General features: G+C 68.4%; 23 protein-coding genes and 2 pseudogenes. 7 read left to right on the top strand and 18 right to left on the bottom strand.

Translation table 11 applies throughout. The features are described from left to right. Positions 1–250 precede the first annotated feature (250 nt). Both METUNV1_RS10735 and METUNV1_RS10730 read right to left on the bottom strand, forming a co-directional pair. Complete coding sequence (locus tag METUNV1_RS10735) at positions 251–1,510, bottom strand: Hsp70 family protein (protein WP_008061618.1); 1,260 nt, start codon at positions 1,508–1,510, stop codon at positions 251–253. Positions 1,511–1,592: 82 nt separating this feature from the next. Continuing rightward, a complete protein-coding gene (locus METUNV1_RS10730) occupies positions 1,593–2,414 on the bottom strand; it encodes an ATP-grasp domain-containing protein (protein WP_008061617.1) in 822 nt (273 codons plus the stop codon). A gap of 205 nt (positions 2,415–2,619) precedes the next feature. Between METUNV1_RS10730 and METUNV1_RS10725 the strand changes: the two genes are divergently transcribed. The 3 genes from METUNV1_RS10725 to METUNV1_RS10715 all read left to right on the top strand — a co-directional run bounded on the left by METUNV1_RS10725 (position 2,620) and on the right by METUNV1_RS10715 (position 8,809). Further along, positions 2,620–5,616: an EAL domain-containing protein gene (locus METUNV1_RS10725; RefSeq protein WP_008061615.1), complete on the top strand. Its 2,997-nt coding sequence runs from the start codon at positions 2,620–2,622 to the stop codon at positions 5,614–5,616. A gap of 83 nt (positions 5,617–5,699) precedes the next feature. Beyond that, positions 5,700–8,339 (top strand): EAL domain-containing protein, encoded by a 2,640-nt coding sequence (locus tag METUNV1_RS10720; RefSeq protein ID WP_008061614.1) that lies wholly within the window; start codon positions 5,700–5,702, stop codon positions 8,337–8,339. Positions 8,340–8,416: 77 nt separating this feature from the next. Next, positions 8,417–8,809, top strand: a complete 393-nt coding sequence (locus METUNV1_RS10715) for a TraR/DksA family transcriptional regulator (protein ID WP_008061612.1) — start codon at positions 8,417–8,419, stop codon at positions 8,807–8,809. A gap of 28 nt (positions 8,810–8,837) precedes the next feature. On the opposite strand, the gene METUNV1_RS10710 is transcribed toward METUNV1_RS10715, so the two are convergent. Further along, complete coding sequence (locus METUNV1_RS10710; RefSeq protein ID WP_232416331.1) at positions 8,838–11,738, bottom strand: bifunctional diguanylate cyclase/phosphodiesterase; 2,901 nt, start codon at positions 11,736–11,738, stop codon at positions 8,838–8,840. A gap of 204 nt (positions 11,739–11,942) precedes the next feature. Between METUNV1_RS10710 and METUNV1_RS10705 the strand changes: the two genes are divergently transcribed. The 4 genes from METUNV1_RS10705 (at position 11,943) to METUNV1_RS10690 (ending at position 14,587) form a co-directional block, all read left to right on the top strand. Further along, the gene (locus tag METUNV1_RS10705; protein ID WP_008061608.1) at positions 11,943–12,431 is read left to right on the top strand and encodes a VOC family protein; all 489 of its coding nucleotides are present in this window, start codon (positions 11,943–11,945) and stop codon (positions 12,429–12,431) included. After that, positions 12,432–12,797 carry a YciI family protein gene (locus METUNV1_RS10700; protein ID WP_043359715.1) on the top strand — a complete coding sequence of 122 codons (366 nt, stop codon included), beginning with the start codon at positions 12,432–12,434 and terminating at the stop codon, positions 12,795–12,797. It abuts the gene before it with no gap. 99 nt (positions 12,798–12,896) lie between these two features. Further along, positions 12,897–13,310 carry a YciI family protein gene (locus tag METUNV1_RS10695; RefSeq protein ID WP_008061598.1) on the top strand — a complete coding sequence of 138 codons (414 nt, stop codon included), beginning with the start codon at positions 12,897–12,899 and terminating at the stop codon, positions 13,308–13,310. 2 nt (positions 13,311–13,312) lie between these two features. Beyond that, positions 13,313–14,587, top strand: a complete 1,275-nt coding sequence (locus tag METUNV1_RS10690) for an RNA polymerase sigma factor (RefSeq protein WP_008061596.1) — start codon at positions 13,313–13,315, stop codon at positions 14,585–14,587. 324 nt (positions 14,588–14,911) lie between these two features. Here the strand turns inward: METUNV1_RS10690 and METUNV1_RS10685 are convergent, their stop codons facing one another. The 15 genes and pseudogenes from METUNV1_RS10685 to METUNV1_RS10620 form a co-directional block, all read right to left on the bottom strand. Next, a complete protein-coding gene (locus METUNV1_RS10685) occupies positions 14,912–15,856 on the bottom strand; it encodes a phosphatidate cytidylyltransferase (RefSeq protein ID WP_008061593.1) in 945 nt (314 codons plus the stop codon). Between the two features lie 44 nt (positions 15,857–15,900). Next, the gene (locus tag METUNV1_RS10680) at positions 15,901–16,500 is read right to left on the bottom strand and encodes a lysophospholipid acyltransferase family protein (RefSeq protein ID WP_008061591.1); all 600 of its coding nucleotides are present in this window, start codon (positions 16,498–16,500) and stop codon (positions 15,901–15,903) included. Beyond that, a complete protein-coding gene (locus tag METUNV1_RS10675; RefSeq protein WP_008061589.1) occupies positions 16,494–17,135 on the bottom strand; it encodes a CDP-alcohol phosphatidyltransferase family protein in 642 nt (213 codons plus the stop codon). Before METUNV1_RS10675 ends, METUNV1_RS10680 begins: the two co-directional genes overlap by 7 nt. 295 nt (positions 17,136–17,430) lie before the next feature. Continuing rightward, positions 17,431–17,865, bottom strand: a complete 435-nt coding sequence (locus METUNV1_RS10670) for a hypothetical protein (RefSeq protein ID WP_008061587.1) — start codon at positions 17,863–17,865, stop codon at positions 17,431–17,433. Positions 17,866–17,925: 60 nt separating this feature from the next. Then, positions 17,926–18,219 (bottom strand): HAD hydrolase-like protein, encoded by a 294-nt coding sequence (locus METUNV1_RS19985; RefSeq protein ID WP_008061585.1) that lies wholly within the window; start codon positions 18,217–18,219, stop codon positions 17,926–17,928. Between the two features lie 52 nt (positions 18,220–18,271). Then, positions 18,272–18,553: pseudogene (locus METUNV1_RS19980) on the bottom strand (HAD hydrolase-like protein); the annotation flags it as partial. Positions 18,554–18,638: 85 nt separating this feature from the next. Further along, positions 18,639–18,962 (bottom strand): YggL 50S ribosome-binding family protein, encoded by a 324-nt coding sequence (locus METUNV1_RS10660; RefSeq protein WP_008061584.1) that lies wholly within the window; start codon positions 18,960–18,962, stop codon positions 18,639–18,641. A 159-nt stretch (positions 18,963–19,121) separates the two neighbouring features. Continuing rightward, on the bottom strand, positions 19,122–19,736 hold the full coding sequence (locus METUNV1_RS10655) for a YfbM family protein (protein ID WP_008061577.1): 615 nt from the start codon (positions 19,734–19,736) through the stop codon (positions 19,122–19,124). A gap of 73 nt (positions 19,737–19,809) precedes the next feature. Then, a complete protein-coding gene (locus METUNV1_RS10650; protein WP_008061575.1) occupies positions 19,810–20,106 on the bottom strand; it encodes a type II toxin-antitoxin system RelE/ParE family toxin in 297 nt (98 codons plus the stop codon). After that, positions 20,103–20,327 carry an addiction module protein gene (locus tag METUNV1_RS10645; protein ID WP_008061573.1) on the bottom strand — a complete coding sequence of 75 codons (225 nt, stop codon included), beginning with the start codon at positions 20,325–20,327 and terminating at the stop codon, positions 20,103–20,105. Before METUNV1_RS10645 ends, METUNV1_RS10650 begins: the two co-directional genes overlap by 4 nt. Before the next feature lie 117 nt (positions 20,328–20,444). Beyond that, positions 20,445–20,795: a hypothetical protein gene (locus METUNV1_RS10640; protein ID WP_232416330.1), complete on the bottom strand. Its 351-nt coding sequence runs from the start codon at positions 20,793–20,795 to the stop codon at positions 20,445–20,447. After that, complete coding sequence (locus METUNV1_RS10635) at positions 20,761–21,060, bottom strand: hypothetical protein (RefSeq protein WP_232416329.1); 300 nt, start codon at positions 21,058–21,060, stop codon at positions 20,761–20,763. Before METUNV1_RS10635 ends, METUNV1_RS10640 begins: the two co-directional genes overlap by 35 nt. Positions 21,061–21,198: 138 nt before the next feature. Then, entirely contained in the window at positions 21,199–21,612 is a 414-nt protein-coding gene (locus METUNV1_RS10630; protein WP_139026348.1) for a hypothetical protein, read from the bottom strand. Positions 21,613–21,709: 97 nt separating this feature from the next. Beyond that, a pseudogene (locus tag METUNV1_RS10625) lies at positions 21,710–21,919 on the bottom strand (IS1182 family transposase); the annotation flags it as partial. Between the two features lie 260 nt (positions 21,920–22,179). Next, positions 22,180–22,629, bottom strand: a 450-nt coding sequence (locus METUNV1_RS10620) for a transposase (RefSeq protein WP_193374311.1), incomplete at its 5' end; no start/stop codon positions are given.

The following is a 22,629-nucleotide window of genomic DNA, read 5'->3' as shown; positions in this document are numbered from 1 at the left end:
GCGCCCATGGCCTGCCAGCGCTGCATCGCGACCGGAGGCTGCTCCCACCCGGAATGCGCCCGATCCATGGCTGGCGCCAGGGCCGGTTTTCTGTAGGAGGGGTCTTCTGACCCCGACAGCCACCTCGATCGACGCCTGCGGACTGCCGCGGCCGTGTCGCGGCCAAGGCCGCTCCCACCAAAGCACTCGCGAATCGCGGCTCGGGCCGGGGTTCGTGGAAACGAGCCTGCCCGTGATTCCGACCCGACCGTCAGACGCTGCCGTAGCGCTGGCGTGCCACCACGGCGAGACCGCAGCCGACGCTGCCGTAGAGGTCACCCTCGACCGCCTCGGCATCGGGGAAGCGGGCGGCCAGCGCGCGGCGCAGCGCCGGCACCCCGCTGGAGCCGCCGGTGAAGAACAGCGTGTCGACCGCGGCCGGCGTCAGCCCGGCCTGGGCCACGCAGTCGAGCGCGGCGTCGCCGACCCGGGCGATCTCGGCGGCGATGGCGTCCTCGAACGCGGCGCGGCTCACCGGCACGTGCAGGCCGGCTTCGGCCACGTCCAGATCGAGGTCGACCGTCGGCGCATCCGACAGCGCGATCTTGGCGGCTTCGGAGCGGATGGCGAGGTGGTGACCGCTGCGCTCGCGCAGCACCCGCAGCAGGCGCTCGAAGCGACGGCCGTCGACCACGTCACGCGCCATGTCCTGCAGGCCGGGCAGCACGTCGCGCCGGTAGGCCAGGTGAATGGTGTGCCAGGTAGCGAGATGGAAATAGGTGCTGTTGGGCAGCACCGCACCCTTGATCAGCAGGCCGCCCATGCCCAGTTCGGGCATGACGCAGGCCAACGACAGCCGCTTGTCGAAATCGGTGCCGCCGATGTGCACGCCGGTATTGCCCAGCAGGTCGGCCGAGCGGTCGACCTGCGCGCGGCGGTCGGGCGACAGCCGTACCAGCGAGAAGTCCGAGGTGCCGCCGCCGATGTCCACCACCAGCACCAGCGATTCGCGCTGCACCGTCTGTTCATAGGCGTGCGCGGCGGCGATCGGCTCGAACTGGAAGCTCACGTCGCTGAAGCCGGCACGGCGCACGATATCGGCCAGCGTGTCCTCGGCCAGGCGGTCGGCGTCGGCGTCGTCGTCGACGAAGCGCACCGGCCGGCCGACCACGACCTGGTCAAAGCGCGTGCGCGCCGCGGTTTCGGCACGCTTCTTCACCTCGCCGATGAAACCGCCGATCAGGTCGCGGAAGGCCAGGTGACGGCCGCCGACATCGGTACCGGCGTCCATCAGGCCGCTGCCGAGCAGGCTTTTCATCGAGCGCATCAGCCGGCCTTCGTAGCCTTCGAGGTATTCGGCCAGCGCGGCGCGACCGACCGCCATCGAGTCTTCGTCCAGATTGAAGAACACCGCCGACGGCAGAGTGGGCTTGCCGTCTTCCAGCGGGAGCAGGCGCGCCGGCCCGCCATCGACGATGGCGACGGTGGAATTGGACGTACCGAAGTCGATACCGCAGGCGGAGATGTTCATCGGGCGGGGGGATGCGGCGAGGGCGCGCAGGGTAAGCGGCCTGCGCCGGCGGTGCAAGCCCGGCGCAGGCCTGCGCGGACGCTCAGGGCGCCGCCCGCAGCGCCGCCGCCAGCCGGTCGGCGCTGCCCGGCGCGGTGTCGAGGAAGAGCGAGGGCTCGATCAGTTCCAGTTCGATCAGCACCGGACGAGCGTCCAGCCTGAGCATGTCCACCCGTGCGTAGACCCAACCGGCCGGGGCGGCCGCCAGCGCCGCCTCGGCCAGCGCGCGTTCGTCGGCGTCCGGTTCGTGCGGCAGCGCGACGCCGCCGTACAGGTCCTGGCAGCGGAAATCGCCGGCCTGCGGCACCTTGCGGACCGCGTGCGAGAACCGGCCGCCGAAAAAGATGAGCGACACCTCGCCGTCCGCGATGGCGGGCAGGAAGGGCTGCAGCAGCACGTCGCCCTCGCTGGCCAGCGCCCGCAGGTGATCGGCCATTGCACCGCTGTCGGCAGCGCCCCGCAGCGCGCCGAAGGCGCCGATGGACACCGCCGGCTTCACCACCACCTCGGCGCCGCCGAACGCGGCCAGCGCGGCCGCCGCCGCCGGCTCGTCGCGCTCGATGAAGCGGGTGGGCACGATGGCCACGCCCTGGCGCTGCAGGTCGAACAGATAGCGCTTGTGGCTGTTCCACTCGATCACCGGCAGCGGATTGAGCAGCCGGCTGCGGGCGGCCACGCGACGGGCCCAGGCCAGGAATTCCGGCAGGCGGGTGTGGTAGTCCCAGGGCGAGCGCAGCACGACGCGGCTGAAGCGCGACCAGTCGGCGTCAGCGTCCCAGGACAGCAGTTCGACCGGCTCGCCGAGCGCCTGCATCAGCAGCGCGCCGTCGCTGTCCGGCTTGGGCATGTCGGCGCAGGTGATCACCGCAACCGGCTCAAAGCCCGCCCCGGCGCGGTTCCGCGCGGGATCGGGACATTCATGGGGCATTTGCATCAAATGACTTTTCAAAACAAGGGGATGAAGTTCAAGTCGGGACGGCGGAGACCGTTAACCGACACTCACGATCTCCCGGTTTTCAGGCTCCGGATTCCGGACCTCATCTTATACGCGCCACGGCACACGCCCGATCATGAACACCCCCGACCCCGACGGCTGCGGCCGTCTGCCGCCCGAAGACACGCGGACCGAAGCGCGTCGCCTTGAAGCGCTGCATCTGTACCGGATCCTCGATACGGTCCGCGAAACGCACTACGACCGCATCACCGCGCTGGCCGCCTCGATGCTGGACATGCCGGTGGCGCTGATCAGTCTGGTGGACCGCGACCGCATCTGGTTCAAGTCGGCGCACGGGCTGGAGGTTGGCGAAATTCCGCGCTGCGAGGGCTTCTGCGGTTCGGCCATCCGGCAGGACGGCGTGTATGAGGTGCCGGACACACTGGACCATCCGGTCACCCGGCACGATCCGCTGGTCACCGGCGCGCCCGGCATCCGCTACTACGCCGGCGTACCGCTGCAGGTGGAAGGCGGTCACGCGGTCGGCGTGCTGTGCGTGCTCGACTTCCGGCCCCGCCGGCTCGACGAAGAAGGCCGCGCCCGGCTCATCGCGCTGGCCGAACTGGCACGCGACCAGATCGAGTTCCGCCACGCGCTGAGCCGCCTGCGTACGCTGGCCGACGCGGACCGTCGCTTCCGCGTGCTGTTCGAGAAGATCGCCGATCCGATGCTGCTGCTGGACGTGGAATCCGGCGTCTTCACCGACTGGAATCCGGCTGCGCTGCGCATGCTGAACTATCCGGACCGCGCCCAGGTGATCGCGCTGAGGCCCGCCGACATTTCGCCCGAGTGCCAGCCGGACGGTCGCCCGTCGGCGGACAAGGCGATCGAAATGATGGCCATCGCACGGCGTGAAGGCAGCCACCGTTTCGAATGGGTGATCCGCAGCCCGTACAGCGCGGAGCGTTCGATCGAGGTGCTGCTGACCGCGGTGGTGCTGGATGGCCGCGACGTGTTCATCACCACCTGGCGCGACCTGAGCGCACACAAGCAGGCCGAGGCCGAACTGGCGGAAAGCCGTGTGCGCCTGAAGTTTGCGCTGGAGGGCACCGGCGACGGCGTGTGGGACTGGGACGTGGTGCACAGCACCGTGTTCTTCAGCCCGCGCTGGAAAGGCATGCTGGGCTACGCCGAGGACGAGATCGGCAACGGTCTCGACGAATGGTCGAGCCGGGTTCACCCGGACGATATCGGTCAGGTGATGGCCGACGTGCAGGCCCACCTCGAAGGCCATACCGAACAGTATGTGAACGAGCACCGGGTGCGCCACCGCAACGGCGACTACCTGTGGATACTGGACCGCGGCAAGGTGGTGGCACGCGACGCTGACGGGCTGCCGCTGCGCATGGTGGGCACCCACACCGACGTGACCGAAAGACGGCGGGTGATGAACGATCTGGCGCAGTCGGAACTCGCGCAGCGGGCGCTGCTCGACGCCATGGCCGACGGCGTGTTCGTCGCGCAGGACTTCCGCTTCGTGTTCGCCAACACCGCGCTTCCGCGCATCCTGGGCTACAGCCGCGACGAGTTCATCGGACTGCACTTCACTGACGTGGTGCACCCGGATTTCCTTGAACTGTGGTGCGAGCGCTTCCGGCTGCGCATCAGCGCCGGCCCGGAACCGCTGCGCCGCTACGAGGTTCAGTTCATGCACAAGAACGGCCAGCGGCCGGTGTGGATCGAACTGATCGCCTCCCGCTTCGTGCACGAGGGCGATCCGGCGGTGCTGGGCATCGTGCGCGACATCAGCGAGAAGAAGATCAACGAACAGATGATCTGGCGCCAGGCCAACTACGACGCGCTCACCGGCCTGCCCAACCGGCACATGCTGATCCACCGGCTGGATCAGGAAATGAAGCTGTGCCAGCGCCACAGCTGGTCGCTGGCGCTGCTGTTCATCGATCTCGACCGCTTCAAGGAAGTGAACGACACGCTGGGACACGCGCTCGGCGACCGGCTGCTGAAGCAGGCCGCCCAGCGCATCAGCGGCTGCCTGCGCGAAACTGACGTGGTGGCCCGCTTCGGCGGCGATGAATTCACCGTGCTGCTGGGCGCGATCGAGCAGCCGGAAGTGATCGAGGCCATCGCCGCGAAGATACTGGACCGTCTGCACCAGCCCTTCCAGCTCGATCAGCACATGGCCTATGTGTCGGCATCCATCGGCATCACGCTCTATCCGGGCGAGTCGGACAGCGTGGACGATCTGATGATGCATGCCGATCAGGCCATGTACGAAGCCAAGCGCGCCGGCCGCAACCGGGTGAGCTACTTCACCCGCTCGCTGCAGGACGACGCCGAGCGCCGCATGAGACTGGTCGCCGACATGCACGCGGCGATCGAACAGGCGCAGTTCAGCCTGGTCTACCAGCCCATCGTGCACATCGCGTCCGGCAAGGTACGCAAGGCGGAGGCGCTCATCCGCTGGCAGCATCCGGAGCGGGGCCATGTGTCGCCGGCCGACTTCATCCCGATCGCCGAGGAAACCGGCCTCATCCTGCCGATCGGCGACTGGGTGATGCGCACCGGCATCAAGTTCGCACGCGACCTGCAGGCCCGCCTCGGTGAAACCGTGCAGATCAGCCTGAACAAGTCGCCGGTGCACCTGCGCAACCGCAAGCCGGGCTATCCGTCGGTGGTCGAACTGCTGGCCGAATACGGGGTGTCGGGCAGCCTGATCGCGGTGGAAATGACTGAAGGCATGCTGATCGAGGCGGACGAGCAGACGCTGCAGCGCCTGTATGCGCTGCGTGACGCCGGTGTCCAGGTGTCGCTGGACGATTTCGGCACCGGCTACTCGTCGCTGTCCTATCTGAAGAAGTTCGACATCGACTACCTGAAGATCGACCAGTCCTTCGTGCGCGGGCTGTCCGCGCACTCCAGCGAACGGGCGCTGTGCGAAGCGATGATCGTGATGGCCCACAAGCTGGGCATCGAAGTGGTGGCCGAGGGGGTGGAAACCCATGAACAGCTCGCACTGCTGCGTGAAGCGGGCTGCGACTATGCCCAGGGCTATCTGTTCTCGCGCCCGCTGCCGGCCGAACACTTCGAAGTCTGGTTGCGCGAGAATGGCTGAAAGGACGTCCGTACCCCGGGCGGACCGCCCCTGAGCATCCGCCGGGAGACCGGCGGAAACGACCGCAGCAACCGAACACGACCATGGCACTCGACCTCATCAAGGCCACCGCACTGCTGCTGGCGCTCAGCCTGCTGGTAGGACTGAACGCCCGCGTCTGGCGCCAACGCCTGCTGGCGCGGCAGATCGTCGAAGGGCTGATCTACGGCGGCATCTGCGTGGTGGGCATGATGATGCCGATCACGCTGGCGCCCGGCCTCATCTTCGACGGCCGCTCGGCGGTACTGTCCATGGGCGCGCTGTTCGGCGGACCGGTCGCGGGCGGCATCGCCGGTCTGATCGCGGGCAGCTACCGGCTCAGCCTGGGCGGCACCGGGGCCACCGTCGGCTTCAGCGTGATCGCGCTGTCGGTGCTCAGTGGTCTCGCGCTGCGCCTGCTCATCCGGGGTGGCAAGGTGCGCGAGGGCTTCTTCGCCTTCCTCTGTCTGGGCACCGTGGTGCATCTGGCCGCGCTGCTGCTGTTCATGACCTTTCCGTCGGCACTGGCCCGGCAGGTGCTCGACGAACTGGCCCTGCCCTATCTGCTGACGCTGGCGCCGGCCACCGCGCTGCTGGGCATGCTGCTGCTCGACCTGGAACGCCGGCGGGCGACCGACGAAGCGCTGGTGGCCAGCGAGGCCCGGATGCGGGCGATTACCGAAGCCATCCCGGACGTGCTGATGGTGATCGACGAGGACGGCCGCTACCGCAAGATCCGCGCGCCCGACAGTTCGCTGCTCGCCGCCGGCATCGACCGCCTGGACGGTCAGCTGATGTCGGCGGTGCTGCCGCCGGACAAGACCGCGCTGTTCCAGCGCTACATCGAGCGCACGCTGAAGTCGGACGCCACCGAGGTGCTGGAGTATTCGCTCGATACGCTGGCGGGCCCGCGGGTATTCGAGGCCCGGGCGCGGGCGCTCGACATCACCTTCGAAGGGCGGCGCGCGGTGGTGCTGCTCACCCGCGACATCACCGAGCGGGTGCGGCTGGAGCAGGAACAGCGCATCGCGGCGATCGCCTTCGAATCGCAGCAGGGCATGATGATTACCGACGCCTACAGCGTCATCATCCGGGTGAACAAGGCCTTCACCGCCATCACCGGCTTTTCCGCCGAGGAAGCGGTGGGCAAGCGCACCAGCCTGCTGTCCTCCGGCCGCCACGACGCCGCCTTCTATCGCGCGATGTGGGCACGGCTGCACGCCGACGGCGCGTGGGAGGGCGAAATCTGGAACCGGCGCCGCAACGGCGAGGTGTTTCCGGAGCGGCTGTCGATCAGCGCGGTACGCAGCAGCCAGGGCCTGGTCACCCACTATGTGGCCGCCTTCATGGACATCACCTTCAGCAAGGCGGCCGAGGACGAGATACGCAGGCTGGCCTTCTACGACGCGCTGACCGGCCTGCCCAACCGCCGGCTGCTGTCGGACCGCCTCGGCCAGACCATGGCGGTGAGCGCGCGCAATGGCCGACACGGCGCGCTCATGTTCATCGACCTCGACGACTTCAAGAACGTGAACGACCTGCTGGGCCACCACAACGGTGACCTGCTGCTGCAGAAGGCCGGCGCGCGGCTGCGTGATCTGGTGCGTGAAACCGATACCGTCGCCCGCTTCGGCGGCGACGAGTTCGTGGTGCTGCTGGCCGATCTGCCGGAGCGGTCCATCGATGCCGCGCAGCAGGCGGAACGGGTGGCCGAAGCCATGCTGGCCGCACTGAACCGCCCCTATGTGCTGGACGGCCAGACGCGGCAGATCAGCGCCAGCATCGGCATCGCGATGTTCGCTGGCACCACGCACAGCATCGACGAAATGCTGCGCCGGGCCGATCTGTCGATGTACGAATCCAAGCAGCTGGGCAAGAACCGGCTGCAGTTCTTCGATCCGGTTATGCAGGAAACGGTGACCGCACGGCTGCGACTGGAGGACGAAATCCGTCTCGGTCTCGAACGCGACGAGTTCGTGGTGTTCTATCAGCCTCAGGTACGCGACGGTCAGGGCATCGTATCGGCCGAGGCGCTGGTGCGCTGGCGCCATCCGGGCCGCGGCTTCGTGCCGCCGGTGCAGTTCGTGCCGGTGGCCGAGCGGGCCGGGCTGATGCCCCAGCTCGGCCGGGCGGTGATGGACGCCGCACTGGCACAGCTCTCGGAGTGGTCGCGCGCACCGGCCACTTCCCACCTGTCGGTGGCGATCAACATCAGCGCCGCCCAGCTCTATCAGGACGGCTTCGCCGAATCGGTGCTCGACGCGCTGAAGCGGACCGGCGCGCCGCCGACCCAGGTCATGCTGGAGCTGACCGAATCCATCCTGCTTGGCGACATCGAAGGCGCGATCGCGGTCATGCAGACGCTGCGCAGCCACGGCGTGCGCTTCTCGATCGACGACTTCGGCACCGGCTATTCCTCGCTCGGCTATCTGCAGCACCTGCCGATCAGCGAACTCAAGATCGACCGCACCTTCGTGCGCGACCTGCCGGACAACGAAAGCAATATCGCTATCGTGCGCGCCGTGGTCGGGCTGGCTTCGGCCATCGGGCTGAGCGTGATCGCCGAAGGCGTCGAAACCGAAGAACAGCGGGCCAGCCTGGCCGCCCACGGCTGCCACGTGTTCCAGGGCTATCTGTTCGCGCGGCCGCTGCCGGCGGACGAATTCGCGCAGCTGCTGCAGGACGGCGCCCGGGCCGACGCCTGAAGCCGCCGCCGGCGTTGATGCCGGTCAACGCCCGGGCGCGCCCGGAGTGCCAGCATGTCCGCACGGAGGACATCGACATGGCACGACACACCCTGAATCCGGCCGATCTCGACCGGCTGGCCACCCGCCTTACCGAGCGCCGGCGCGCACTTGTCGCGCAGCGCCACCAGCACCTCGGCGGGCAGAGCCGCGCCGAGCACGCGCACGAGGTGCTGCAGCAGGACGGCGATGACGCGCCCCAGCGCGCGGCCGACCGCGAGGTCGACCTGATGCTCACCGATCAGGAAGAGGTCGAACTGGGCGCCATCGACGCCGCGCTGGAGCGGCTGGCCGATGGACGCTACGGCCTGTGCGAGGACTGCGGCGAAGGCATTCCGCTGCAGCGGCTCGAACTGGCGCCGCAGGTACAGCACTGCGTCGGCTGCCAGTCGGTGCGCGAACGCGGGCGCCTGCGCAGCGCCAGCCTGTAGGCGGGGCCAGCGGCCTGCCGGCGCCGGCTCAGGCAGCCGGCCTTTCCAGCACCGGGGGCAGTTCGCTCACCGGCTTCGGCCGGCTGAGCAGATAGCCCTGGAAGGCCGGGCAGCCGTGGCGGGCCAGAAACGCCAGCTGTTCCGCCTTTTCCACGCCTTCGGCCACCACGCCCAGCTCCAGGCTTGCAGCCAGCGACAGGATGGTGCGCGCGATGGCCGCGCTGTTGGCGTCGCTGAGCACCTCGTCGACGAAGGTCTTGTCGATCTTGAGCTGATCCAGCGGCAGCTTCTTCAGATAGCTCAGCGACGAATAGCCGGTCCCGAAGTCGTCCAGCGCGAAACGCACGCCGCGCTGCTGCAGCGCCCGCATGGTCTGCAGCGTCATGTCGAGATCCCGGTGCAGCATGCTTTCGGTCAGTTCGATGCGCAGCCGGTGCGGATCGGCGCCGGTGTCGGCGAGCGCCTTCTCGACCTTGTGCAGGAAGGCCGGGTCGTGGAACTGGCGCTCGCTGACATTGACCGCCACGGTCCAGCAGGCGCGCAGCGGATCGTGCGCCCAGGCCGCGAGCTGGGCACAGGCGGTTTCCAGCACCCACTGCCCCACTTCCAGGATGAGGGCACTCTGTTCGGCCAGCGGGATGAACACGCCGGGCGGCACCATGCCGCGTTCCGGATGACGCCAGCGCAGCAGCGCCTCCACGCCGAGGATACGCCAGCGCGCGTCAGCCACCGGCTGATAGTGCAGTTCCAGTTCACCGCGCGCGCCGGCACCGCGCAGTTCGCGCAGCAGCGTGGCGCGGCGGGTGGTTTCCGCCTGCAGCCCGGGGTCGAAGAAGCACACCCGGTTGCGGCCGGCCTCCTTCGCCTTGTACAGCGCGATGTCGGCCTGCTTGAGCAGTTCGTCCGGGTCGTCGCGGGCGTCGCGGAAGAACACCACGCCCATGCTCACCGTGCTGCCCACCATCTGGCCGCCCAGTTCGCAGGGCTGGGCCAGCGCCTCGCGCAGCGCTTCGCAGATGTGGCCCATGCGTATCGACGCCTCGTCCAGCTCCGCCCCCAGTTCCTCGACGATGACCACGAACTCGTCGCCGCCGAAGCGCGCCACCGTGTCGCTCGCACGCAGCCGCGCCAGCAGCCGGGAGGACACCTGACGCAGCAGCGCGTCGCCCTGGGCGTGGCCCAGCGTGTCGTTCACTTCCTTGAAATTGTCGAGATCCATCAGCAGCAGCGCGCCGTACTGGTGATCGCGGTCGGCGCCGTCGATCGCGTGGCGCAGCCGGTCGCTCATCAGCCGCCGGTTGGGCAGCCCGGTCAGTTCGTCGTGGAAGGCCAGGCGCTGCGCCTCTTCCTCCGCCCGCTTGCGCTCGGTGATGTCGGCACGGATGGCGATGTACTGCGCCGGCTGGCCATCGGCGTGCGACAGCGGCACGATGGTGGTATGCACCCAGTACAGCGAGCCGTCCTTCGCCCGGTTGCAGATGTCGCCGTGCCACACCTGCCCGGACGCGATGGTGCGCCACAGGTCGTCGAAGAAGCTGCGCGGATGGTGGCCGGAATTGATCACCTTGTGGGTGCAGCCGATCAGCTCGTCGCGCGGGTACTGCGAAATCTGGCAGAACTTGTCATTCACCCGGGTAATCACGCCGCGCGCGTCAGTCACGGCGACGATGGCGTGCGCGTCGAGTGCCGCCTTCAGCTCGCGCACCTCTTCCAGCGACTCAAGCCAGTGACGTCGTGCCCGCTCGCGCTCGGTAGTGTCGGACAGCATGATAAGCAGGCTGCGCGGCTGGCCTTCGGTCGCCGGCTCCGGCACCAGCGTGACCGCCAGATGCAGCCCGGCGCCCTCCGGCTGGGCGGCGTCGAATTCCACCCGCTCACCGGCCAGCGCGCGCATCAGCGCCGGCTGCAGCGGCTGCAGCAGGAAGGGCGGAAAGGCCTGCTCGACCGGTCGATCGACCAGCGCGTCCTCCGGCAGGCCGATCAGGCCAGCGCACACCCGGTTGGCGTAGCCCACCCGCAGATCCTGGCCGATGCGCGCGATGCCGACCGGTACATTGCCCAGCAGCGCATTCAGCTCCGCCTTGCGGGCGCGCAAGCCGGCTTCCGACAGCCGCAGCAGCTCGTACGGCTCACGCAGCCCGAGCACGAAACTGGCGCGGAACACGAAGCCGTAGGCCACGATCTTGTAGACGTGGCCGAACACGTTCAGGAAATCCGACGGCGTGACATAGCTGGTGAATGACAGCTCGCCCACCCCCATGACGAAACCGGCCACCGCGAAATGCAGCGTGCGCGGATCCGGGTTTCGGCGGTACTGCGCGAACAGCCACACCGCAGCCAGCACATTGCCGGCGCACAGCAGATACTCGGTGACCGCCTTGAAGCGGGTCACGCCCTGCCCGGGTACGAAGGTTTCGGGGAACAGGTGCAGGCCGAGACTGCCGAACAGGAAGGCACCCAGCAGCGTGAGCGCCCCGAGGGCCGACCACAGCGTACGTCCTCCGGGCAGGCGCACCCGGGCGGCCAGCATGAGCACGGTCAGCAGTTCGAAACTGCGGCCCAGCAGCCAGAAGAAGATGGCGCGCGAGGTGCTGCTCTCCACCAGCAGCGGCGGCATGCCTTCGTAGGTCAGTGCGTGAATGAGGTCGGCGCCCGCCACCACGCTGAAGCCGTAGATCAGTATCCTTGAGGCATCGTCGGCGGTGCGGTCGAGGCGGTGCCAGGCCATGACCACCACCATCGACGACACCATGACCGAAAAGATTTCCAGCACCAGGTGGTTCGCCAGCATCAGGCCATGCCGCCCCTGGAACAGTGCGACCGGCGGCAGCATGATGGCTGCCGCCATCAGCAGCACCGAGGCAAGGCAGACCGCAGGCACCCAGAAAGGCACCCGCGCAGGGGTGTTCGCTTTTATTGTCATGGTCATGGCGGAAAAGGCCGGGCCGGTCGGGCGGGCTGCTTTGCCGGCGATGAAAGCACGCTAAGTCCTCACCCGCAGCCGGTCAAGCCGTACAGGACGCAGGAGCGCGCTCGCGCGCCCCGGCTGTCGTTTTTGTCGATATGCGCACGCGCCGTTCGTCGTGTCGGGAAGCCGGCACCCCGCCGGCCCCGAACCCGAAGGAGCACGACCATGAGCGAACATCCCGCCGGCGCCCTGCCGGCAGACATGCATGCCGTCACCCCGCATCTGCTCTGCCGCGACGCGGCCGCCATCATCGACTTCTGCGTACGCGCCTTCGGCGCCACCGAAACCCTGCGCCTGCCCTCACCCGACGGCCGCATCATGCACGCCCAGATCCGCATCGGCGACTCGGCCGTCATGCTGGCCGACACCCATCCGGACTGCGGCAGCCGCGACCCGGACGGCCTGGGCGGCACGCCGGTGGTGCTGCACCTGCAGGTGCCGGACGTGGACGCGACCTATGACCGCGCGCTCGCCGCCGGCGCGGTGCCGGTCATGCCGCCGCAGGACATGTTCTGGGGCGACCGCTACGGCCAGGTGCGCGATCCGAACGGCCACGTATGGGCGCTCGCCACCCGGGTGCGCGAGGTATCGGTGCAGGCACTGCACGCCGCCGTTGCCGCCTTCGGCGCCGGCAATGCACCGAAGGAGGCCTGAATGCCCCACATGCTGCTCATCATCGAACCGGTCGGCCAGCGCGCCACCCGCACCGAAGCCGAAGGCCGCGCGGCCTACGACAGCATGACCGCCTTCGCCGGCGAACTGGCCGCGGCCGGTCTGCTGGCCGGCGCCGAATCACTGCGGGTGGAGGCCAGCCGCGTGCAGGTGCGCGGCGGCCGCACCGAAGTGGTGGACGGCCCGTTCGCCGAAGCCAGGGAAATGATCGGCGGCTATTTCATGCTGGCCACCGAGGACAGGCAGCAGGCGCTGGACATCGCGGCGCGCTGCCCGGCCGCCGCCTGGGCCACGGTGGAAGTGCGCAGCTTCGGCCCCTGCTTCGACGACAGTCACGCGCCCGGCTGACCCGGCCCGCGCCGTGTCGAAAACCGGCGCCGTCGTCCGTCGTGACGATGACGGCGCCCACCCGACCTTCGCGGGCGCCACTGCCGGGGAGACCGCACCATGCGTTACATGATCATCGTCAAGGCCAGCGCCGACAGCGAAGCCGGCGTCATGCCGGAGGCGCCGCTGCTCGCGGCCATGGCCGGCTATCACGAAGAACTGGCCCGCGCCGGCGTACTGCTCGACGCCAACGGCCTGCAGCCCAGCGCACGCGGATGGCGCATCCGCTACCGCGGCGGCGAACGCAGCGTGACCGACGGCCCGTTCGCCGAATCGAAAGAAATGATCGCCGGCTACACGCTGATCCAGGTCGGCTCGCCGGAAGAGGCGCTCGAATGGAGCCGCCGCTTCCCGAATCCGGCCGGAGAGGGGCGTGACGCCGAAATCGAGGTGCGCCGCGTATTCGAGCTGGAGGACTTCACGCCCGGCGCCGAGATCGAGCGCTTCCGCGCGCTCGACGGGCGCGCCGCCTGAGCATGGCCTGCAGCGACCTGCACCGCACGCTGGACGCGGTCTGGCGCATCGAGTCGGCGCGCATCATCGGCACGCTGGCGCGCATGGTGCGCGATGTCGGCATCGCCGAAGAACTGGCGCAGGACGCACTGGTGGCCGCGCTCGAACAGTGGCCGCACAAGGGCGTGCCGGACAATCCGGGCGCCTGGCTCACCGCCACCGCCAAGAACCGCGCGCTCGACCTGCTGCGCCACCGCAGCATGCAGGCCGGCAAGGCCGACGCGCTGACCTGGGAAATCGAGACCCAGATGCAGGACGGCGCCCCGCCGGCACCGGACGCCGGCGTCGACAATCCGGTCGGCGACGACGTGCTGCGCCTCATGTTCGTCGCCTGCCATCCGGTGCTGTCACCGGAAGCCCGGGTCGCGCTGACCCTGAAAATGGTCGGCGGTCTGGCGACGCCGGACATCGCGCGCGCCTTCCTGCTGCCGGAAGCCACGCTGGCCCAGCGCATCGTGCGCGCCAAGCGCACGCTCAGCGAAGCGCGCGTGCCCTTCGAACTGCCGGGTCCGGCCGAACTGGGCGAGCGGCTCGACGCGGTGCTCCGGGTGATCTACCTCATCTTCAACGAAGGCTACGCCGCCACCGCCGGCGAGGACTGGACCCGCCCCGCGCTGTGCGACGAGGCGCTGCGCCTGGGCCGGGTGCTGGCCACGCTGGCGCCGGGCGTGGCCGAGGTGCACGGGCTGGTCGCGCTGATGGAAATCCAGGCCTCCCGCCTGCGCGCGCGCACCGATGCTGCGGGTCGACCGGTACTGCTGCTGGACCAGGACCGCGGCCGCTGGGACCGCCTGCTCATCCGCCGCGGCCTAGCCGCGCTGGAGCGGGTGGACGCACTCGGCGGCGCATATGGCCCGTACGCGCTGCAGGCCGCCATCGCCGCCTGCCACGCGCGGGCCGCGCAGGCCGGCGACACTGACTGGCAACGGATCGCGGCGCTGTACGACGCGCTGGCCCAGGTCGCGCCGTCACCGGTGGTCGAGCTTAACCGGGCGGTCGCGGTGAGCATGGCCTTCGGCCCCGCCGCCGGCCTCGACATCGTCGACGCGCTGCGGGACGAACCGGCCTTGCGCCACTACGCCCTGCTGCCGGGCGTGCGGGGCGACCTGCTGGCCAGGCTGGGCCGGCATGCCGAAGCGAGCGAAGAATTCCGCCGCGCCGCCGCGCTGACGCAGAACGAAAGCGAGCGCACGCTGCTGACCGAACGCGCCCGTCTCAGCGCGGACGCCGCCGGCTGACACCGGGGCGGGGGCTGCGCGGCGACGGCGGCTTGCGGGCCGACGAAAAAAAAGCGGCCCGGAGGCCGCTTTGGAGAACTCACAGCCATTGCTGTGGAGGAGGAGCGCGCAGTATCGCCGCACTTCATCCGCCCGCAGCGCCGTCACGGCCGCGTCCATCCGCCGCTGTTCCGCCCTCGGCTCAGGGTGCGCAATCGCCGCCATCGATGTGATCGAGGCCTGATGCACTGCGCCCCGGCCTGCCGCGGTGTGGTGCAGCAGGCGCGGCGACGCAGGAAGGTGGGGCACTGCCCCGCCCCGCCGCGCGGTGTCCGGTCCGCACGCTCAGGGCGTGAAGAAATAGCGCGTCAGGTGGAAGAACACCGGTGCGGCGAAGCTGACCGAATCCATGCGGTCCATCATGCCGCCGTGGCCCTGGATCATGCTGCCCCAGTCCTTCGCGCCCAGGCTGCGCTTGACCGCCGACAGCACCAGCCCGCCGAGGAAACCCATCACGACGATGGCGGCCGACATGCCCGCCGCCTGCAGCGGCGTGAAGGGCGTGATCCACCACATCGCGGCACCGACCGCGGTGGCCGACAGCGCGCCGCCGACGAAACCTTCCACCGTTTTCGACGGGCTCACCACAGGCGCGATCTTCGTCCTGCCGAACAGCTTGCCGAACACGTACTGCAGCACGTCGCTCAGCTGCACAACGAGCAGCAGGTAGAACAGCAGCAGCGCGTTCTGGCCGGCGTAGTCGGGAATGTCGAGCAGCAGCAGCGCCGGCACGTGGCTGATGCAGTAGATGGTGAGCATCACGCCCCACTGGATCTTGGCGGCGCGTTCGAGAAAGTGTTCGACGTCCTGCGCGAGCACCGACAGCGAAGGCAGCAGCAGGAAGCCGTAGACCGGAATCAGGATCGAGAACAGCGCGTACCACTGGTCGGCGATCAGCGCGTACTGCAGCGGAATCGCGATGAAGAAGGACACCGACAGCGCGCGGTGGTCGCCCGGCCGGGTCGGCGTCAGCGTCATGAATTCGCGCAGCGCGAACCACGAGATGAGCGCGAACATGACGATGGTGGCCATCCTGCCGAGCATGAAGGCGACCGCGAACACGGCCACCATGATCCACCAGGCCTTGATGCGCGCATTGAGGTTGTCGACCACGGCGCGGCCCGACTCGCCGCTGACCCGCCGCGACAGCACCCAGCCGATCAGCGACGACAGCAGCAGCACGGCACCGATGCCGCCCATCAGCCAGTAGAACTTGTCCTGTGCGCTCATTCCGTTTCCTTTTTGTTGTCGCGCGGCAGGCCGGCCGCGTCGGTTCAGGCCAGATCGATGACCGCGCGCCGGGCGCGCTCCAGAAACGCCGTTTTGTCTTCACCCTCGATACGCGCCAGCGGCGCACCGAAGCGCACCGTGCAGATCAGCGGCACTGGAAAGAAGGTGCCCTTGGGCATGCAGCGGTGCAGGTTTTCCAGGTACACCGGCACCAGTTCGACCTCGGGGAAGCGCTCGGCCAGATGGAACAGCCCGGCCTTGAACGGCCCCGGCAGCGGCTGCAGATTGCGCGTGCCTTCCGGAAAGATGATCAGCGAATCGCCGGCGGCGAGCGCTTCGGTCAGCGGTGCCAGCGGGTCTTTCGTCGCCTCGCTGCGCTGGCGCTCGATGAATACCGCGTTCAGCCCGCGCACCGCGATGCAGCGGCGCACCGCGTCGGTGTTCCAGTAGTCGGCGGCCGCCACCGGTCGCGTACGGCGACGAAGCGCGCGCGGCAGGGCCGACCACAGCGCCAGCGTGTCGATGTGGCTGGAGTGGTTGGCGAAGTAGATGCGCTGCGCCGGCGACGGCGCGCTGCCCTGCCAGCGCGGTGCGGCGCCCACCAGCGCGCGGGTGATTCCGATCAGCAGCGCGGAAATCAGCATGACGGCCCCGCCGCGGTGAGCTGGCGGGCGATGCCCTGCGTGCGCGTGACGCAGGTGATCACCGAACCGGCGGCGATGACCACGCAGGCCGCCTGCAGCGCCCAGTGACTGCCGGCCCAGGCCAGTTCGCCGGCGCCGATCAGGCAGGCGATGGTCATCACGGCCATGCGGTGCTGCTTGGCCATCGGCCCGCGGAAGCTCTGCGCCAGACCGAGCGCGCCGCCGAACACGCGGATGTAGGCGGTCAGCGCCGCCGCCAGCGCGCCGAACCAGCCGAGCGCCGGCCAGCCGACCGCGTAGCCGAGCGCGATGATGAGCAGAGAGTCGGCGACGCGGTCCGGGAATTCGTTGTACAGCGCACCGAGCGCCGATTTCTTGCCGCCCTCGACCGCCACCATGCCGTCCAGCAGATTGCAGATCAGCCGCCCCTGTATCGCCAGCGCGCAGCCGACCAGACCGCCCGGCGTCGGCCACCACAGCAGCAGCGCCGCACCGGCCGCAGCGAACAGGATGCTGATGACCGAAATCTGGTTCGGCGTGACCGCACCGCGCGCAAGCGCCGCCGCACTGCGCTGCGCCCAGCCGGCCGAGCGCGCGGCGATCGGCCGCCGGTTGTCCTGCACATCGTTCGTCACTGTCGTCTCCCGCCAGACAGAAGGTCGCACGCAGCGCCCGCCGCACGCGCAACGACGGATTGTGCCGGCAATGCACCCTTTCGTCATGAGCGCACGTCCGCGCTGTCATCGTCAGCGGAAGCGGAGGGAGCGCATCGCTGCGCGCAGGAAACGGGGAGGAGGAAGAGAAAGGCGGGAAAAGCATCCATCGCCCCGGGGCAGGACGATGGATCAAGAACCACAGCAAGGCTGTGGAGGAGGAGGCCGCCAGTGTGGCCCGGCAACGTGACGCGCGTGCGACAGGCGCGTGCGCCGCTCAGCCCGCGGCCGCCGGATAGAGCGGAAACACGATGAAGCCGCAGCCGGCCAGCAGCCAGAACACCGCCGAAAACGCGTAGGGCGCCACCATGGTCAGCACAATCACGCCCTTCCAGCGCTCGTGCCCCGGCGGTCGCGGCAGCGCGCCGGCTGCGTAGGCGGCCTCCTGGTAGAAAGTGACCAGCCGCGATATGCGCAGTTCGGCCAGCAGGAAGAGCACCGACAGCGCGCCGCCCGCCGCGGCCAGACCGACCCGGTGCGGCGCGTGCGCGATGAACAGCGTGCCGCCCTGCGAAAACGCGAACGACAGCAGCGCGCCCAACACCGCGGAAAACACCGTGAACATGGCGAAACGCATGGTGCCGTAATGGCGGGCAGTGTCACCGGCGATGCGCGCCAGTTCGAGGCGGGGATTTTCGTGTTCGCCACTCATGGTCGGCGCCTCAGTACGGAATGACGGCACGATACACGCAGCCAGCCCGACATCGGCACGTCAGCCGGTCAGCACAGCCCGCAGCGCATGCGGCGTATCGCACAGCCGCACGCCGGGCAGGCCGGCGAAGCGCGCCGGCGCGGTATAGCCCCACGCCACCGCGATGAAATCCAGCCCGAGCGTGCGCGCCACGTCGAGGTCGCGCAGCTCGTCGCCCACGCTCACCGTGCGTGCCGCAGGTACGCCGGCCGCCTTCATCACCCGCCGGGTGAGCGCCGCCTTGCCGAACAGCGAAGCACCGCAGCCCCAGTGCGCGACCAGCGGCCGGCAGCCGGGGCCGAGCACCCGCTCCACCGTGTCGCGCGTTCGACATGACGATGCCGACCGGCACGTCCGCCGCCTTCAGCGCCTGCAGCAGTTCGGGCACGCCGTCGAACAGCGCGATTTCGTCCGACCGCCGGCGCACACAGTCGCGCATCGTGCGCGCCACCCACGGCAGCTTCCAGAACGGAATGCCCGACTCCGCGACGATTTCGCGCGCACTGAGCTGGCGCAGGCGCTCAAGCTCCGCATGCTCGAAGCAGCGGAAGCCATGCCGCTTCGCCGCGTGGGTCCAGGCATCGAGGAACAGATGGAAGGAATCGGCCAGCGTGCCGTCGAAGTCGAACAGGACGAGGTCGGGCTTCATGATGATGACCGGCTGACTGCGGCAGACCGCATCCGCCGACCTGCCGTGACGGGATGAAAGGCCGGCCGGACGAACCCGCCCGCGCTCAGCGTTCGAGATACCACACGTCAATCAGCGGGCCGACAGTGGCTTCGCTCACCTCGGGGCGCGCGGCGAGCCAGGCGCGAACCGCCTCGCGGTGCGACTCCTCCGCCGAGCCGCGCTTGCGCAGACAGGCCATGCCGTCGGTCGAGCCGCCGTAGAGCAGCCCGTTGGCTTCGATCGCGTCACCGATGAAGGCGTCCCAGAAGACGCCCATCTGTTCGGCGGACAGGCCGGCGTTCAGTCTGAACGTGACCTCGAAACCCATTTCCTGAAACTCGTCGACATGCAGCTTCTTGCGCAGGCGGCGCGAACGGTGGCGTGACATCCAGTACTCCCGAATCGTGAAAACAAAGAGGGCCTCGAAGCCCGGACGGCTGTTCGACCAGCCCCGCGGCAGGTCCGGCGCGACATCGCCGGGCCGACAGTATCGCCCGCCCGCGCGGGTCACGGCACGTTCGATGACGCTTTCAGCGCCCGCCCCTGCTCAGGTGAGCGTGATGACGAGCCCCGCGCCCCGCTCCGCCGCCCGCGTGACGAAGGCCTTCAGTTCGCTGAAGTACTCCAGGCAATAGCCCAGGCTGTCGTCTTCGGCCGGGTCGCGGTCCCAGATGCCGGGGTAGATGTCGAGCTGCATCATCTGCGCCGGGTCGAAGCGCGCGCGCATGAACGCCTCGTCGATGCCGGCGAGCGCGCCGGCCACCGCCTTCACCTCGGCCGCCGTCATGCCGCGCGCCGGGCCATAACCGACCTCGACCTCGCCGATCTCCGTACCGCCGTGCAGCAGGAAGTTCAGCGGCGGCGCGCCCTCCCAAGCGGTGCCGGTCAGCATGAAATGAATGCCGTGCCAGGCCTTGTCGAGATCAATGGTGTCGACCTCGCCCGGGGCCAGCGAAAAATCCACCGCAGGCGGCCTTGCGCGCGCAGGCCAGCCGAACAGGCGCTGGAAGAACCCGGCCTCCGCGCCACCCGCCTCTGCGCGCGCCGCGTCGTACAGCGTGTCGTCGTCCGGCGACACCACCTTCCACACCAGCGGCGGATCTGCCAGCACGCGGGCCAGGCTGGCGTCGCTGACGGTATGCAGTTCGAGAATCATGCTCATGGAGGGGGCTCACTCGGGGCAGGCAGCAGGGGAGAAACCGGCACCGACGGCGACACGCATGTCCGATGACAAATCAGGATCGTCGCTCGCCGTGCGCGGGATGGCGGCTCTGGTACCGAACCACCAGCACCTGCAGGCCGTAATCCTTCCTGCAATAGATGATGACCGCGTAGGGAAAGCCGACAAGCGGATATGCCCGGCGATCAGCGCCAGTAGGCGTGCCGAGGTCCGGGTATTCGGCAAGAAGCTTCGTTACGCGCTCGAACTCGGCCAGAAACCGGCCCGCCACACGGCTACCGGCCTCCGATCTGTAGAAGCGGAAAGCATCGGTGAGATCACGATCCGCACCCGGGTGAATCGAAACCTTCACTCCAGTTCCGCACGAAGGCGGGCGAGCGTCTGCTCGACCGGAATGGCCACTGCCTCACCGGATTCAAGCTCGGCGTCCCGCTCCGCGGCCAGCGCATCCCAGGCGGCATCACGGGCACGATCCGCATCCAGACTGGCCACCACACGGTCGAGCAGCCTGGCCCGTGCTTCCGGCGCAAGTTGGAGCACTTCTTCGGCAAGGGCTTCCAGCGGACGGGGCATAGCAACCTCCATATTCATCTGCGTAGAGTGCCACAACGGGACGGAACAGCCATGAAGCAGGACAGCTGCGGGGCCTGAAAGCGAGCGATGAAAAGAACCTTCGTACGCACGTGTTCACTACCGCGTGACCAGCACAAAAGCCGCGATGACCGCCATCGCAACGCACACGCCCCGCAGCGGATACAGCGACCACGCATTCAGCAGCACGAACAGCCCGAGCAGGCAGCGGCCGCGCAAGCGTCTGTCCTGCCGAAGCCGCCCGAAGTTCGCCTGCAGCGCATCGCGCTCACCCTGACAGGCGAAGAATGCGTGGTAAAGCGGCAGGCCGATCAGCCATAGCGCGGCGAAGAAGGCGCACAGGAAGAACAGGGTCATGTGGGCGGTCTCCGTCGCGGCGCAGTGAAATTGACGGGAATCAAGATGCATCACCACATCAGGCCTTGCGCTCGCCTGAAGCGTGCGGCGCATACCGGGGCCAGTCGGCCGGAACCACCAGAGCCCGCCCGATGAATGGCCCGAACGCGACCAGGGCCATCGAGAGCAGCGCAAGCGACAGCGGCGTCTTGACGCCGAACAGCAGCGCTCCTCCATTGAGTATCGCAACCCCGATCAGTACCCACCGCGAGGCAGCGCATTCAAAGGGGTGAGGATGCAGTTGCAGCGCGCCGGTGCAGGCCGGACATTCGAGAAACCATCTGAATGCCAGCCATGACGATTCGCCGGGAAGTGCCACCTTCTTCAATCGTCGGCGCGAGATGTTCTCGCCACACAGTGGGCAATTACAGTTCATGCCGACATGCCCTGCGATGGCACCTGGGGTTATGCGAGGTGTCTTGAGCCTGTCCGTCATGGAGCCATGAGTGTTTGAAGTTCATTCCCTATCCACCCCGACCCGGTCGGCGCGCCCGGGGGAATCGAAGCCGACCACCAGCGCGCTGTGCCGCCAATCCCAATGGCACTGGCCGAGACCATAGCGCAGCGTCTCCGCAGCGCCTTCGTCCGGCACACCGAGCCGCGCAATCACCTCGGCGCGGGTGCGTCTGGGCATCGCATCAGTGCGCACGAGCGCCAGCGCCATGCCGCCCCGGACGCAGCCCGGATCGTTGAGTCGCACCTGATCGCGCAGCCGCGGCCACCGCGCCGCATCAAACGGCTCTTCTGCCGCCCCGACGGACTGGGCACACCAGACAACACTGGCTACCAGGACGGCGATGGACACGTCGATTACGACGAGGCGCTTGCTCCGCATGGCGCAAAAGATTGGCATGAAGGCGACCGAACGCACTTCAGCATGCGTTCACCGCCATTGCCATCGGCATTTCGTATGACTGCGTGGCTCGCGTCTCCGCACGTCACACGAATCCCGATGGCCGTTGCGGTTACCCGAGCAGAAAGAGCTTGAGCCGAAGTGCTGATTTGAAAGCCGAGGCGCCGACTGCCTCGTTCGCGTATTCGGCGTGCGGGGCAGACTGATCGAGGTCGTTGTCGACCAGATGGCAGAGGGCGAACTCGAAGGTACCGGGCAGTACCTGCTGCGCGAAATCGACCGGGATGAGCTTCAAGCCGTAGTCGGGCGTCTTGAATCGCGGCATCGCATGGCTCCGGAGAGGCGATGCGCAATCATAACGACGGCATTTGGACGGCGGGAGGGGTGGGAGGGGTTTCTCTACAGCCTCAACGACGCTGTAGAAATACCCCGTTCCGGGGCAAGCGGTTGCATCCGGCCTTGGCCGGTCCGAAGTCGTTCATCCTCATTTCAGCTCCGCGATCTTCGTTTCATCGTCGTCTCCTGACCTCAGCCCTTGCCCGTGACCGGCGCGATGCCGTCGTCGTGGCTCGTTCGCGAGCTTACCTAATTTGCGTAGCCGTGGTGCCCGAGCTTTTCGATGTTGTGCACCAGGCAGTACAGCTTCCATTGCCCATCCACCTTTGTGCGCCCACGCAGCGTGAAGCGGGCGAGCCGCTTGTTGTGCCGCAGGTTGCCGAACACCGGTTCTACCGTGGCGAAGCGGGCGGCGATCATCCGTTTGCCTTCCGTGGAATCGATGCGCCGCTTCATCCGCTCGGTGTGTGATTCGGCGTCGCCTCGCTTGCCGCGGAAGAAGGCGACCTGCCGCACTTTCGTTGTGTCCGGCGTACGCAGGCAGCGGCTGCGCTGATCGCACGGCACGCAGTCGCGTGCGGCGCCGGTGTATTTGGTGGCCGCGTAGCCGTTGATCGTGCATTCGCCGCCGTTGCGATACAGCCGCTTGCCCGCCGGGCAGAGGCAGTGGCTGCGGTCTTCCGCTTCGGTGAAGTCGGT

Origin of the sequence: Methyloversatilis universalis FAM5 (assembly GCF_000214035.2) — a bacterium.
Classification (GTDB): Bacteria; Pseudomonadota; Gammaproteobacteria; order Burkholderiales; family Rhodocyclaceae; genus Methyloversatilis; species Methyloversatilis universalis.
This window is presented reverse-complemented; position numbering and strand designations above follow the sequence as displayed.

Coding starts and splice junctions, on each gene's coding strand:
- METUNV1_RS10655 (WP_008061577.1), bottom strand. CDS start 19,736: ATGAGCATGATTCTCGAACTGCATACCGTCAGCGACGCCAGCCTGGCC.
- METUNV1_RS10720 (WP_008061614.1), top strand. CDS start 5,700: ATGGCACTCGACCTCATCAAGGCCACCGCACTGCTGCTGGCGCTCAGC.
- METUNV1_RS10700 (WP_043359715.1), top strand. CDS start 12,432: ATGCCCCACATGCTGCTCATCATCGAACCGGTCGGCCAGCGCGCCACC.
- METUNV1_RS10680 (WP_008061591.1), bottom strand. CDS start 16,500: ATGCTGATTTCCGCGCTGCTGATCGGAATCACCCGCGCGCTGGTGGGC.
- METUNV1_RS10640 (WP_232416330.1), bottom strand. CDS start 20,795: ATGCGCCGCACGCTTCAGGCGAGCGCAAGGCCTGATGTGGTGATGCAT.
- METUNV1_RS10645 (WP_008061573.1), bottom strand. CDS start 20,327: ATGCCCCGTCCGCTGGAAGCCCTTGCCGAAGAAGTGCTCCAACTTGCG.
- METUNV1_RS10710 (WP_232416331.1), bottom strand. CDS start 11,738: ATGACCATGACAATAAAAGCGAACACCCCTGCGCGGGTGCCTTTCTGG.
- METUNV1_RS10715 (WP_008061612.1), top strand. CDS start 8,417: ATGGCACGACACACCCTGAATCCGGCCGATCTCGACCGGCTGGCCACC.
- METUNV1_RS10725 (WP_008061615.1), top strand. CDS start 2,620: ATGAACACCCCCGACCCCGACGGCTGCGGCCGTCTGCCGCCCGAAGAC.
- METUNV1_RS10670 (WP_008061587.1), bottom strand. CDS start 17,865: ATGAGTGGCGAACACGAAAATCCCCGCCTCGAACTGGCGCGCATCGCC.
- METUNV1_RS10695 (WP_008061598.1), top strand. CDS start 12,897: ATGCGTTACATGATCATCGTCAAGGCCAGCGCCGACAGCGAAGCCGGC.
- METUNV1_RS10690 (WP_008061596.1), top strand. CDS start 13,313: ATGGCCTGCAGCGACCTGCACCGCACGCTGGACGCGGTCTGGCGCATC.
- METUNV1_RS10705 (WP_008061608.1), top strand. CDS start 11,943: ATGAGCGAACATCCCGCCGGCGCCCTGCCGGCAGACATGCATGCCGTC.
- METUNV1_RS10685 (WP_008061593.1), bottom strand. CDS start 15,856: ATGAGCGCACAGGACAAGTTCTACTGGCTGATGGGCGGCATCGGTGCC.
- METUNV1_RS10735 (WP_008061618.1), bottom strand. CDS start 1,510: ATGAACATCTCCGCCTGCGGTATCGACTTCGGTACGTCCAATTCCACC.
- METUNV1_RS10660 (WP_008061584.1), bottom strand. CDS start 18,962: ATGTCACGCCACCGTTCGCGCCGCCTGCGCAAGAAGCTGCATGTCGAC.